Origin of the sequence: Pseudomonas sp. USHLN015, assembly GCF_037153275.1 — a bacterium.
Taxonomy (GTDB): domain Bacteria; phylum Pseudomonadota; class Gammaproteobacteria; order Pseudomonadales; family Pseudomonadaceae; genus Metapseudomonas; species Metapseudomonas tohonis.
Map to the genome: position 1 here is coordinate 35,162 of NZ_JBBCKP010000017.1, position 13,359 is coordinate 48,520.

The window sequence follows — 13,359 nt, forward strand, 5'->3', positions numbered from 1 at the left end:
GTCAGTGATCGTGCAGACTTTCTGACAAGGCGCGGGTGGCCTGGTTCAGCCGCCTGTCGCCTCCACCTAGAAGTCGAGGGTCGCCGAGACCTTGAGGGTGCGCGGCGCGCCCTGGGTCAGGTAGCCGCCGTAGGCGGATTCCCAGTAGTCCTCGTTGGCCAGGTTCTCCAGCCCGGCGCGCAGGGTGATGTCGTGCTCATCCAGCGTGAAGGCGTAGCGCGCCCCCAGGTCGATGCGGGTCCAGGCGGGGATGCTCAGGGTGTTGCCCGAGTCGTAGTACTGGCCGCCGGTGCGTTGCAGCAGGGCATTGACCGCCAGCCCGCTCACCCCGGGCACGTCCCAGTCGGCGCTGAGGTTGTACTGAAATTCCGGCACGCCGACGGCGCGGTTGCCGTCGTTGGCGCCGTTTGCCGTCCCCGTGAGCTCGGTGTCCATCAAGGTGCCGCCGGCCAGCAGCCGCAGGCCCTGGGTCGGCTCGCCGAACACGCTGAACTCGATGCCTTTGTTGCGCTGCTCGGCATCCACGCTGTAGATGCCACCACTGGTCACGCCCTGGGGCTGTTCGATGCGGTACACGCCGAGCTGGGCGCCGAAGGTGCCCTGGTCGAACTTGATGCCGGCCTCGATCTGGCGGGTGCGGTAGGGCGCGAACATCTGCCCCGAGTTGCTCGCGGTGCTGGGGGCGATCGGGCCGGGGGCCAGGCCTTCGATGCGGTTGGCATAGAGGGAGATCGAGTCGGTGGCCTTGAGCACCAGGCCGTACACGGGCGTGGTGATCGAGGCGTCGTAGTCGGACGTGCGAACGCCCGCGGTGGACCAGCCATCGGTGGCGATGGACTGGCGGCGAACGCCCAGGGTCAGCAGGGCGCGCTCGTCGAAGAAGCCGAGGGTGTCGGAAACCGCCACGCTGCGCGCCTTGCTGGAGCCGGTCTTGCCCGGGTGGTGAAGGTCGCCGTTGCGCGTCGGCGTCGGTTCGGGGCTGGGGAAGGGGGCGTAGAGGTTGCCCGGCAGGCGATTGCCGGCGCTGGTGGACTGGTTGGCGCTGCGGTATTCCCGCCAGTTGCCCGTCAGCCCGGCGTTGAATTGATGAGTCACCGCGCCGGTCTCGAAGTGGCCCCGCAGCCCACTGCTCAGGCTGTCGCTTTCCTCGTCACGCGGGGCATAGAGCCGGCCGACGCGCCCGGTGCCGTCCGCCGCGCTGACATAGAGGGAGGAATACACGCCGTTCTCCCGGGTGTACTTGCTGCCGACGGACAGGTAGCCGCTCCAGCTGTCGTCGAAGTCGTACTCGGCGTTGAGCATGCCGTAGGTGTCTTCCAGCTGCGACCAGGCCCAGGGCTGCGAGTAGCTGTGGTTGGCATCCGGCACTTTTGGGGTCTTGGACAGACTGGGGCCGGTGGTCAGGTAGACCACCGAGCGGCCGTCGTTGATGCGCTGCTTCTGGTAGCCGAAATCGCCGGACAGGCGCAGGCGCTCGCCCCGGTAGTCGAGGCCGACGCTGAACAGGCCGAAGTGCTGGTGCTCGTCGTCCACCGCCGTCTCGCCGTCGCGCTTGGCCATGTTGACCCGCACGCCGAAGCGGTTGTCCTCGCCGAACCGCTGGCCGAGGTCGACGTGGCCGCCGACGCGGTCGTCGCTGGCGTAATCCAGGGTCAGGCTGCGGGTCGGCTCGTCCTCGGCGCGCTTGGGCACGACGTTGATGTTGCCGCCGATGCCGCTGCCGCCCGGCGATACGCCATTGAGGAAGGCGCTGGAGCCCTTGAACACCTCCACACGCTCCACCGCCTCGGTGGCGATGATCTGCCGGGGCAGTACGCCATAAAGGCCATTGAAGGCGATGTCGTCGCTGAACAGGGCGAAGCCGCGGATCACGAACACCTGGGAGAAGTTGCCGAAGCCGTAGGACTGGCGCACCGCCGGGTCGCTGCGCAGCACGTCGCCGATGTTCTGCGACTGGCGGTTCTCGATCAGTTCGCGGGTGTAGCTGGAAAAGCTGAAGGGCACGTCCTGCATGTCCTGGTTGCCCAGCATGCCGATGCGCGCGCCCCGTGCCACCTGGCCGCCGGCGTAGCTTTCCGGCAGGCCGTCGCCGCGCAGCGCGCTGTCGCTGATGGTGGTCGCCCCCAGCTCCAGGCTTCCATCATTGGCGATCGGTACCAGGGTGTAGCCGCCACCGCTGCTGGCGAGCTGGTGGCCGCTGCCGGCGAGCAGCGCCGCGAAGCCGTCCTGTACGCCGTAGCTGCCTTGCAGGCCGGGGCTTGTCCGGCTATCCAGCAAGCCCTGCTGGAAGGACAGCGGCACGCCGGCCTGGGCGGCGAACTGGGCGAGCACATGGCCCAGCGGCCCGGGGCCGATGGCGTACTGACGCGTGGCGGCCTGCTGCGCGGGTGCCTCGGCCTGGGCCGGCTGGGCGAACGGTGCCGCGCAAAGAGCGAGGCCGATGGCCAGGCTCAGCGCGTGCAACGGAAGACGGGCCGTAGCCGGTGGGGTGGCGGGGCGACGCTGCTGGGGCGACCACGAAGTCATGCTGCTTTCCTGTCGACGCTTGGATGAGAAGGGGTTCATCCAACACACCGGACGAGATCAAAAAAGGTGTCAGGGGAACGCGAAAATACTGTCCCGGGGGGCGTGCGGCCCCGTTTCCAAGGGGAGCGATCCGTGAAGCTGCGCAGCGGGGCATTGCGTGGGGCGGCTTGGGGTCAGGCGCTGGCTGCCGGCTCCAGGGTCACCCAGTAGCGGGTCAGGCGGGTGAGGGTGATGGGCAGGGTGTCCTGCAGCAGGCGCAGGCTGGCGTCGGTGTCGCGCAGCGGGAAGGCGCCGGAGACCCGCAGGTCGGCGATACCCGGGTGGCAGCGCAGCACGCCGGGGCGGTAGCGCCCCAGTTCGCCCACCAGCTCGGCCAGGCGCATGTTCTGGGCCAGCAGCATGCCGGTTTCCCAGGCGCTGGCCGCCGGGTCGAGGGGCGCGCTGGGCAGCAGGCGGTCGCGCTCGAAGGCCGATTGCCGGCCGGCCTCGATCACCTGCGAGTCGCCACGCCCGGCGTTGCTGACCCGCACCGCGCCTGCCATCACCGCCACGCGGCAGCGCGCGCCATCCAGGCGCAGGGCGAAGCGGGTGCCCAGCGCCTGGGCGATGCCCTGCGGCGTTTCCACCAGGAAGGGGCGGGGGCCGGGCGAAGGGTCCCTGGCGGTGGTGATCAGCACTTCGCCGCTGAACAGGCGCAGGCGGCGGCTGGTCCTGTCGAAGGCCACATCGATGGCGCTGGCGGTGTTGAGCAGCAGGCGGCTGCCATCGGGCAGGTGCAGGTCCTTCTGTTCGCCGGTGGCGGTGCGCAGGTCGGCGCTCCAGTCCTGCCAGGGCAGCTGGCGCCAGGCCGCCCAGGCGACGGGGGCGGCGAGCAGCAGCAGGCCCAGGCGGGCGATGGCCCGGCGGCGGCCGAGCCCCTTGCGCGCGGCGCGGTCCAGGGTCTGCAGCGCCAGGTTGCCGGGCAGGTTGCGGAAGTCGCCGAGGATGCTCTCGGCATGGGCCCAGGCCAGCGCGTGCTGGGGGCTGCGGTTGCGCCATTGCTGGATGGCGCGGTGATCGTCCTCGGTGGCGCTGCCGGAATGCAGCTGCACCAGCCAGTCGGCGGCCTCGCCGAGGATCTGCGGGTCGATGCGGTTCATCAGGCGACGCTCAGGCAGGCGAGGAAGGCATCGCGCATGTAGCGCTTGACGCTGGCCAGCGACACGCCCAGTCGCGTGGCGATCTCGGCATAGCCCAGGCCTTCGAGCTGGGACAGGAGGAAGGCCTGGCGGGTCTTCGCGGGCATACCGGCCAGCAGCGCCTCGATGCGGCACAGGCTTTCCAGGATCAGCAACCGGGTCTCCGGGGAGGGCACCTCGGGCTCGGGCAGGTGGGCGATGCTTTCCAGGTAGGCCTGCTCGATGTCCTGGCGGCGCCAGCGGTCGATCACCAGGCCCTTGGCGATGTGGGTGAGCAGGGCACGTGGTTCGCTGCCGAAGTCCCGGCCCGCCGGGCGGCCGAGCAGGCGCAGGAAGGTGTCATGGGCCAGGTCGGCGGCATCCCAGGCGTTGCCAAGGCGCCGGCTGAGCCAGGCGTGGAGCCAGCCGTGATGGTCGCTGTAGAGGGTGTGGATCTGGCGGTGGAGGGTCTGTTCGGCTGCCGGCATGGGCTACTGCGTCCGTCCGGGCGGCCCGCGCCTGGATGTAGATAAGAATTGATCTCATTCTATATTCGCGCCCGGAAAGCTGGCAATCGCCGTGGCGGGCCGGCCGTCAGCCCCTGGGGGAGCGATGTGCCTGGCGTCGACGTTTCCGAGAGGTTTTTTTCACGAATTCTTGACCGACCGCTGCCTAGGCTGCGAGCCGTCTCCTGCAACTCCTGCAGGGCCGCCGAGCGTCGTCCATGCTGAAAAACCTCCGGTTGCGTCCCGAAGCCCTGACCCTGCTGGTCAGCGTCGCGCTGCTGCTGTTCTACAACCTGCCGCTGTGGCGGCACGTCGCGGAGATCGTTCCGGACCCCTGGCTGCGCGTGGTCTTCGGCCTGCTGGTGGTGCTGATCTTCAACCTGGTGTTGACGCTGTTCTCCTTCCGCTGGGTGTTCAAGCCATTGCTGACGCTGGTGCTGCTGGGCAGTGCCGGGGTGCTGTATTTCATGACCCAGTACGGCGTGGTGGTGGACATCGAGATGCTGCGCAACGTCGCCGAGACCAACGCCAGCGAGGTGGGCGACCTGCTGACCCCGAGGTTCGCCGGCTTCCTGCTGGCATTCGGCGTGCTGCCGGCCTGGCTGCTGTGGCGCCTGCAGATCGGCCATCGCCCGCTGCTGCGCGAGCTGTTGAGCAAGCTGCTGGTGATGGCGGCGTGCCTGGTGGCCCTCGGCGCGATCGCGCTGAGCAACTACCAGGCCCTGGCGTCGCTGTTTCGCAACCACCACGAGCTGCGCCTGATGGTGGTGCCGAGCAACTACCTGGGCGCCTCGTTCAGCTACCTGCGGGGCCAGTTCGCCCAGCCGGCCGAACCGATCCGCGCCATCGGCACCGACGCCCATCGCGCCGCGGCCTGGCAAGGCCACGCACGCAAGTCGCTGACGGTGCTGGTGGTGGGGGAGAGCGCCCGTGCCGCCAACCTCGGCGTGCTCGGCTACGGCCGCGACACCACCCCGCTGCTGGCCCGGCAGGCGGGCCTGACCGCCTTCACCCAGATGCGCTCCTGCGGCACCGAGACCGCCGTGTCGGTGCCCTGCATGTTCTCCAACCTCACCCGGGGCGGTTACAGCCATGACCGCGCCGCATCCCAGGAAGGCCTGCTGGATGTGCTCAAGCACGCCGGCCTCGCCGTGCGCTGGCGCGACAACCAGTCCGGCTGCAAGGGCACCTGTGACCGCGTGGCCTTCGAAGACGTTGGCAACGCCAGGGACCCGGTCCTCTGCGCCGGCGGCGAATGCCAGGACGCCATCCTCCTGCAGGGCCTGCAGGGCTACATCGACAACCTCAAGGACGACAGCGTGCTGGTGCTGCACCAGATGGGCAGCCATGGCCCGGCCTACTACAAGCGCTACCCCGCGGCCTTCGAGCGCTTCACCCCGGTGTGCCGCAGCGCCACCCTGAGCGATTGCTCGCGGGAGAGCATCGTCAACGCCTACGACAACACCCTGGTCTACACCGACTACGTGCTGTCCAGCCTGATCGACCTGCTGCGCAAGAATCAGGACCGCGTCGACACGGCGATGATCTACCTCTCCGACCACGGCGAGTCCCTTGGCGAGTACAACCTCTACCTGCACGGCACGCCCTATGCGATGGCGCCGGACGAGCAGAAGCACGTCGGCCTGCTGACCTGGTTCTCCGAGGGCTACCAGAAGGATTTCGGCCTGGACAACGCCTGCCTCGCGACCCGCCGCGACGAGCCGGTGAGCCAGGACAACCTGTTCCACTCCCTGCTCGGGCTGTTGCAGATCGAGACCGGCGAGTACCAGCGTGACCTGGACCTCTTCGCACCGTGCCGGAGGTCGGCGTCCTGATGCCTCTATCCCCCTGGTTCGGGCGCTGGCGCCAGCGGCAGATCGCCCGACGCGCCCTCAAGGCCGCCGGCGAGCCCAACCTGGTGCTCGACCTGCCGTGCGGCCTGGGGCGTTCCTGGGCGCTGCTGGCCGAGCACCCGAACCGCTTCATCCTGGCGGCGGACCCTTCGCGGGAAGTGCTCGACCGCGCGCTCGCCACCCGCAGCGGTCCGCTGGTGGAGAGGGTGCGTGGCTTCCAGACCTCGGTGCTGGCCATCCAGCTGCCGGAAAACGCGGTGGACAGCATCCTCTGCCTGCAATCGCTGAGCCGCCTGAGCCCCGAGCAGCGGCTGATGGCCCTGCGCGAGCTGCGCCGGGTGACCCGCGACACGCTGATTCTCTCGCTGCCGGTGGACGGCAACCTGGAGGCCTGGCACTGGCGGCGGCACCGGGGGGAGGGAGGCGACACCGTGCCGCCCCTGCGCCGCGACGTGCTGGAGGACGAATTCCGCCAACTCGGCCTGCAAGTGCTCTCGCACCAGGACTTCCTGCCCGGCTGGGCGATGGTCCGCACCTACGTGCTGCGCAAGGAAGGTTGATGGAAAACTCTGTTACCGCTGAACCTTTCCCATTTGGCTTACCTAAGCACTATCATCGCGCCTCTCCGGCATCCCGCTTCGGACGCCCGGCAGTTCGCATTTCCTCTTCCCATTGGATGGACTCCGAGACATGAGCAGAACCCGCAGCCCGTCAGTTGGCTACCGCCCGACCCTGGGTAGTCACCTGGCCTTCACCCTGTCCTGCGGCCTGGTTTTCCTGGCGATGTACACCCTCTTGCGCGGCGCCCTGCTGGCCTACAACCGCGAGCTGATCGGCGCCACGCCCGCCGCCACCTTCGTCGAGGCATTCTTCAACGGGTTCCGCTTCGACCTGCGCCTGACCATCTACGCGCTGGCGCCGCTGCTGCTGTCGATCCCATTCGCCGCGGCCATGGCCGCACGGCGCCTGCACCGCGTGTGGCTCACCGGTTTCGCCAGCATCACCCTGTTCTTCGGCCTGCTGGAGCTGGACTTCTATCGCGAGTTCCACCAACGCCTCAACAGCCTGGTGTTCCAGTACATGAGCCAGGACCCGAAGACCGTTCTGAGCATGCTCTGGTACGGCTTCCCGGTGGTGCGCTACCTGCTGGCCTGGGCCATCGCCACCTGGCTGCTGTTCAAGCTGTTCCAGTGGCTAGACCTTCGCAACCGCCCACGCAACGAGTCAGTAGCGGGTGAAAGCGGCCGCGCCACCATCGCACCCTGGTACCTGCGCGCCGGGGTCTTCGCCCTGGTCCTGGTCCTCGCCGTGGTCGCCGCGCGGGGCACCTTGCGCCAGGGGCCGCCGCTGCGCTGGGGGGATGCCAATACCACCGACTCCGCCTTCGCCAACCAGCTCGGCCTCAACGGCACGCTGATGTTGATGAACGCCGCCCAGGCGCGCTTCTCCGAGACCCGTGACAACCAGTGGAAGGCCAGCCTGCCCGAAGGCGAGGCCCAGGACGTGGTCCGTGACATGCTGCTGACCCCGCAGGACCAGTTGGTGGACGAAGGCAGTGCCGCCGTGCGCCGCCTGCTGACTCCCAGTGCCGAGGGCAGCCTGCCGGTGCGCAACGTGGTGGTGATTCTCATGGAGAGCCTGGCCGGGCACTACGTCGGTGCGCTTGGCGGCAAGGGCGACATCACCCCCAACTTCGATCGGCTGAGCAAGGAGGGGCTGCTGTTCACTCGCTTCTTCTCCAATGGCACCCACACCCACCAGGGCATGTTCGCCACCATGGCGTGCTTCCCCAATCTGCCGGGCTTCGAGTACCTGATGGAGCAGCAGGAGGGCACCCACAAGTTCTCCGGCCTGCCGCAACTGCTCAGCGCCCGCCAGTACGACGACCTGTACGTCTACAACGGCGATTTCGGCTGGGACAACCAGCTGGGCTTCTTCGGCAACCAGGGCATGCGCAACTTCGTGGGGCGCAATGACTTCGTCAACCCGGTGGTCTCCGACCCGACCTGGGGCGTCTCCGACCAGGACATGTTCGACCGCGCCGCCCAGGAGCTGAAGGACAACTACGGCAGCAAGCCTTTCTATGCGCTGCTGCAGACCCTCTCCAACCACACGCCCTACGCCCTGCCGGCGCAGCTGCCGGTGGAGCCGGTCACGGGCTTCGGCTCCCTGGACCAGCACCTCACCGCCATGCGCTATTCCGACTGGGCCCTGGGGCAGTTCTTCGAGAAGGCCAAGCAGTCGCCGTACTACAAGGACACGCTGTTCGTGATCGTCGGCGACCACGGCTTCGGCACGCCCGAGCAGCTCACCGATATCGACCTGTACCGCTTCAACGTGCCGTTGCTGCTGATCGCCCCCGGCATCCAGGAGAAATTCGGTGCGCGCACCGACGTCGTCGGCACCCAGGTCGACGTGGTGCCCACCATCATGGGCCGCCTCGGCGGCGAGACCCGCCACCAGTGCTGGGGCCGCGACCTGCTGAGCCTGGCGCCGGAAGACAAGGGCTTCGGCGTGATCAAGCCCTCCGGCAGCGACCAGACGGTGGCCATGGTGGCCGACGGGCGCATCCTGGTGCAGCCGCGCGGCGCCGATCCGCTGCTCTACGAGTACCGCCTCAACAGCGGCCAGGGCGCGACCCGCGTCGAGGACCCGCAAGCGGTGCAGGCCATGAGCCGGCGCCTCGAAGCCTTCATCCAGGTGGCCACCAAGAGCCTGCTGGGCAACACCACCGGCGTCGTCGACGCCAAGCCCTGACCCCCGCCGCCCCGGAGCCATTCCGGGGCGCGTTCCTTCCCGCCACGGCGCCGCGCTTTCCCGGGCGCGCGGCCCTGGCAGAGTCGCCAACACATCTGGCATGCAGGGAAAAACCTGCCGTGCCCCGAGCGGTAAGAATCGGCTGACCGTCGCCCAGCAGGCTACGCCCCTCACGGGCGAGCCCCGGGGCGGCATTCGCCATCAAGGTCCGCTGCATGCCGCACAACAACAAGAAACCTTCGATCCTCGCCGTACTCCCGCTGCTGTTCCTGCTGCCGGTCCTGCCGGCCCTCGCCGATTGCGGCCTGGCCAAGGTGGAGCAGGGCGCCAGTGCCTTCGCCGCCGAGTGCTCGGTGTGCCATGCCGCGCGCAAGGACGCGGCCCCGGGCATGGGCCCGAACCTGGCCGGGGTGATCGGCCGCAACGCCGGCGCCCAGCCCGGCTTCGCCTACTCGCAGGCGATGAAGGCCCGCGCCCGGGCCTGGGAACAGGACGGCCTGCAGGCCTTCATCGCCCAGCCCCAGGCCGAGGTGCCCGGCACCTACATGCCCTACGCGGGCATGGCCGACGCCGACCAGCGCCAGGCCATCGCCTGCTTCCTCGCGCAGCAGCGCTGAGCCGCCCGAACCCTTCCACGAACGAGGACAAGCACATGAACAAGGTCGAAGTACTGCCGCAGGTCGCGGCCTTCCTGAAACGCCGCCACGGCTGCTTCATCGATGGCCGGTGGGTGGTGCCCGAAGGCGCATCCACCCCCGTGCTGAACCCGGCCACGGGCGAGGCCATCGCCGAGGTGGCGGAAGCCGATGACGCGCTGCTGGACCGCGCCGTGCAGTCGGCCCACAACGCCTTCAAGGCCGGCGTCTGGTCGGGCCTGCGCCCGGCCGATCGCGAACGCATCCTGCTGCGCTTCACCGCGCTGGTCGAGGAGCACGGTGAGGAGCTGGCGCAGCTGGAGACCCTGAGCCAGGGCAAGTCCATCAACATGGCGCGGATGCTCGACGTCGGCGCCACGGTGGAGTTCATGCGCTACATGGCCGGCTGGGCGACCAAGATCGAGGGCCAGACCCTGGACGTCTCCATCCCGCTGCCCGAAGGCGCGCGCTTCACCGCCTTTGCCCGCCGCGAGCCGGTGGGCGTGGTGGCCGGCATCGTGCCCTGGAACTTCCCGCTGATGATCACCACCTGGAAGCTGATGCCGGCGCTGGCCTGCGGCTGCACGGTGGTGATCAAGCCGGCCACCGAGACGCCGCTGACCGCGCTGCGCCTGGCCGAGCTGGCGCTGGAGGCGGGCATCCCGCCGGGCGTGTTCAACCTGGTCACCGGCGGCGGCACCGTGGGCAACGCCCTGGCCTCGCACCCGCTGATCAACAAGGTGTCCTTCACCGGTTCCACCGCCGTGGGCAAGAGCGTCGGCGCGGTGGCGGTGCGCAACATGACCCGTTTCGCCCTGGAACTGGGCGGCAAGAACCCGATGATCATCCTCGCCGACGCGGACATCGACAAAGCCATCGGTGGCGCGCTGCTCGGCGGCCTGCTCAACCAGGGCCAGGTCTGCGCCGCGGCCTCGCGCTTCTACGTGCAGCGTTCGCGCTACGACGAGTTCGTCGAGAAGTTGGCCGGCGCCGTTTCCGGCCTGACCATCGGTGCGGGCATGGACTGCGATGCGGCGATCAACCCGCTGGTCTCGCGCAAGCAGCAGCAGGGCGTGCTGCGCCACATCGAACTGGCCCGCAGCGAGGGCGCCCGCGTCGTCACCGGAGGCACGCCGGTCGAGGGCGAGGGCTTCTACGTGCGCCCCACGGTGCTGGCGGACGTCGAGCACGGCATGACCGTGGCCCGCGAGGAAGTGTTCGGCCCGGTGCTGTCGGTGATCCCCTTCGACGACGAGGACAGCGCCATCGCGATGGCCAACGACAGCGAGTACGGCCTGGCCGCCAGCCTCTGGACCAACGACCTGACCAAGGCGATGAACCTGGTCCCGCGTATCGAGGCCGGCACCGTGTGGGTCAACGCCCATGTGCTGCTGGACCCCAACATGCCGTTCGGCGGCGTCAAGCAATCGGGCATGGGCCGCGAGTTCGGCCGCACCGTCATCGAGGCCTACACCGAGCTGAAATCGGTGTGCATCGCCCACTGAGCAAGTGCGACACCCTCCTAATTCACAGGCCTTCGGGCCTGTTTTTTTATGGGCGGCTTTCAGTGGGCCCCCGCGTGCGCGGGGGTGACGGTATAGAGGGGTGGTTTGTGCCACCTCGTCATCCTCGCGAACGCGGGGATCCACTCAAGCCGGCGGGCACGGCGTTGCCTGGGTCGCCGTATCGCGAATGAATTCGCTCCCACGGGGGGACGGGGCAGCGCGAACCCTTCAGCCACCTCGTCATCCTCGCGAACGCGGGGATCCACTCAAGCCGGCGGGCACGGCGTTGCCTGGGTCGCCGTATCGCGAATGAATTCGCTCCCAGGGGGGGACGGGTTAGCGCGAACCCTTCAACCACCTCGTCATCCTCGCGAACGCGGGGATCCACTCAACCGGCGAGCACGGCGTTGCCTGGGGCTCCGAATCGCGAATGAATTCGCTCCCACGAGAGGGAGCGGGAGGCTGTTCAGTGGCCCCCCGCGTGCGCGGGGGTGACGGTGTGTGGGGATGGTGTGTGCCACTCCGTCATCCCCGCGAACGCGGGGATCCACTCGAGGCCATGTCGCCGGGTCATAACCAAACCTGTTGGCCTGAGCGGCATTCGAGGCTAGGCTTCGGCCATTTCCCTCATCGGGCAGCTGCCGTGAATATCGATACCCGCATCAAGTTCCGCCACCTGGTGTGCTTCCTCGAAGTGGCGCGCCAGGGCACCCTGGCGCGAGCGGCGGACAGGCTGGCGGTGAGCCAGCCGGCCATCTCCAAGACCCTCAAGGAGCTGGAGGAACTGCTCGGCACCAGCCTCTTTGCGCGCAGCAAGAGCGGCGTCACCCTCAGCGAGGCCGGCGTGGCCTTCATGCGCTACGCGGGCCCCTGCGTGCAGGCGCTGCGCGATGGCGTGGAAAGCCTGCGCAGTGGCGAGCACGAATCCGCCAGCCTGCGCCTTGGCGTGCTGTCCACGGTGGAGAGCCTGCTGGTACCCGAGGTGGTGCGCCGCCTGCACGCGCGCCACCCGACCCTGGTGGCCAGCGTGGTGACCGGCCCCAGCGCCTTCCTGCTGTCGCAACTGCACCTGGGCGAGCTGGACCTGGTGGTGGGGCGCATGACCGACAGCCCGCAGATCCAGGGCCTGCTGTTCGAGCACCTGTACAGCGAGTCGATGACCCTGGTGGTGCGCCCCGGCCACCCGCTGCTGGAAGGACCGCTGCAACGCGAGCGGTTGCAGGACCACCCCCTGGTGCTGCCGCTGGCGGGCACCACCATCCGCAAGTACGCCGACGCCTTCTTCGTGCAATGCGGCATCAGCCAGCCGCGCCAGCGCCTGGAGACCCTCTCCGTGGCCCTGAGCCGTCGCTACGTGCAGACCAGCGAGGCGATCTGGATCGCGCCCACCGACGCCGTGCGACTGGATCTGCACCGCGGCGAACTGGTGGAGCTGCAGCTGGGCATCCGCGAGCCGGGCGGCTCGGTGGGCATCTGCAGCAATGCGGCGCTGCCGCTGCCTTTGGCGGCGCACTGGTGCGTCGAGGTGCTGCGCGAGCTGGGCCAGGCCTATCGGGAAGGGCAGTATCCTTAACCCATTGGTTATGGATGGGGCGCGTTATTTCAGTTTTCCGGGCTCCCGCGAGGCGTGACACTTCGCCACAGCCTGCTGCCCCGCAGCCTCCACAAATCCAATAACGAGGAGATCGACATGCCCGATGCGCAACAGAGCCGCTTCGTCATTCGTGATCGCAACTGGCACCCCAAAGCCCTGACGCCCGACTACAAGACCTCCATCCCGCGTTCCCCGCGCCAGGCGCTGGTGAGCATCCCGCAATCGGTCTCCGAGACCAGCGGCCCGGACTTCTCGCACCTGAAGCTGGGGCGCTTCGACAACGACCTGCTGCTCAACTTCGACCACGGCGGCCTGCCCATCGGCGAGCGCATCATCGTCGCCGGGCGCGTCTGCGACCAATACGGCAAGCCGATCCCGCACACCCTGGTGGAGATGTGGCAGGCCAACGCCGGCGGCCGCTATCGCCACAAGAACGACCGCTACCTGGCGCCGCTGGACCCGAACTTCGGCGGCGTTGGCCGTGCGCTGACCGACAGCGAGGGCTACTACAGCTTCCGCACCATCAAGCCCGGCCCCTATCCCTGGCGCAACGGCCCCAACGACTGGCGTCCGGCGCACATCCATTTCTCCATCAGCGGGCCGTCGATCGCCACGCGGCTCATCACCCAGCTGTACTTCGAAGGCGATCCGCTGATCCCGATGTGCCCCATCGTCAAATCCATCGCCAACCCCGAGGCGGTGCAGAGCCTGATCGCCAGGCTCGACATGAGCGCGGCCAATCCCATGGATTGCCTGGCCTACCGCTTCGACATCGTCCTGCGCGGCCAGCGCCGCACCCACTTCGAAAACCGCTGAGGAGCTGCGC

Annotated in this window: 10 protein-coding genes; 7 read left to right on the forward strand and 3 right to left on the reverse strand. The window is 68.6% G+C overall.

Annotated features, from left to right (window positions below):
* Positions 1–66: 66 nt before the first annotated feature.
* The 3 genes from WFQ67_RS28045 to WFQ67_RS28055 form a co-directional block, all read right to left on the reverse strand.
* Positions 67–2,526, reverse strand: a complete 2,460-nt coding sequence (locus WFQ67_RS28045) for a TonB-dependent receptor (RefSeq protein ID WP_337058813.1) — start codon at positions 2,524–2,526, stop codon at positions 67–69.
* 173 nt (positions 2,527–2,699) lie between these two features.
* Entirely contained in the window at positions 2,700–3,665 is a 966-nt protein-coding gene (locus tag WFQ67_RS28050) for a FecR family protein (RefSeq protein WP_337058814.1), read from the reverse strand.
* On the reverse strand, positions 3,665–4,171 hold the full coding sequence (locus tag WFQ67_RS28055) for a sigma-70 family RNA polymerase sigma factor (protein WP_337058815.1): 507 nt from the start codon (positions 4,169–4,171) through the stop codon (positions 3,665–3,667). The genes WFQ67_RS28050 and WFQ67_RS28055 overlap by 1 nt, the downstream gene beginning before the upstream one ends.
* A gap of 236 nt (positions 4,172–4,407) precedes the next feature.
* Between WFQ67_RS28055 and WFQ67_RS28060 the strand changes: the two genes are divergently transcribed.
* The 7 genes from WFQ67_RS28060 to pcaH all read left to right on the forward strand — a co-directional run bounded on the left by WFQ67_RS28060 (position 4,408) and on the right by pcaH (position 13,349).
* Positions 4,408–6,024, forward strand: coding sequence for a phosphoethanolamine transferase (locus tag WFQ67_RS28060; RefSeq protein ID WP_337058816.1), 1,617 nt, complete (start codon positions 4,408–4,410; stop codon positions 6,022–6,024).
* Complete coding sequence (locus WFQ67_RS28065) at positions 6,024–6,602, forward strand: class I SAM-dependent methyltransferase (RefSeq protein ID WP_337058817.1); 579 nt, start codon at positions 6,024–6,026, stop codon at positions 6,600–6,602. Before WFQ67_RS28060 ends, WFQ67_RS28065 begins: the two co-directional genes overlap by 1 nt.
* Positions 6,603–6,732: 130 nt before the next feature.
* Complete coding sequence (locus WFQ67_RS28070) at positions 6,733–8,799, forward strand: LTA synthase family protein (protein WP_337058818.1); 2,067 nt, start codon at positions 6,733–6,735, stop codon at positions 8,797–8,799.
* A gap of 215 nt (positions 8,800–9,014) precedes the next feature.
* Positions 9,015–9,416: a c-type cytochrome gene (locus WFQ67_RS28075; protein WP_337058819.1), complete on the forward strand. Its 402-nt coding sequence runs from the start codon at positions 9,015–9,017 to the stop codon at positions 9,414–9,416.
* A gap of 35 nt (positions 9,417–9,451) precedes the next feature.
* Positions 9,452–10,939, forward strand: coding sequence for an aldehyde dehydrogenase family protein (locus WFQ67_RS28080; protein ID WP_337058820.1), 1,488 nt, complete (start codon positions 9,452–9,454; stop codon positions 10,937–10,939).
* A gap of 643 nt (positions 10,940–11,582) precedes the next feature.
* Complete coding sequence (pcaQ, locus tag WFQ67_RS28085; RefSeq protein ID WP_337058821.1) at positions 11,583–12,512, forward strand: pca operon transcription factor PcaQ; 930 nt, start codon at positions 11,583–11,585, stop codon at positions 12,510–12,512.
* Between the two features lie 117 nt (positions 12,513–12,629).
* The gene (gene pcaH, locus WFQ67_RS28090) at positions 12,630–13,349 is read left to right on the forward strand and encodes a protocatechuate 3,4-dioxygenase subunit beta (protein WP_111263930.1); all 720 of its coding nucleotides are present in this window, start codon (positions 12,630–12,632) and stop codon (positions 13,347–13,349) included.
* The last annotated feature ends 10 nt before the right edge of the window (positions 13,350–13,359 follow it).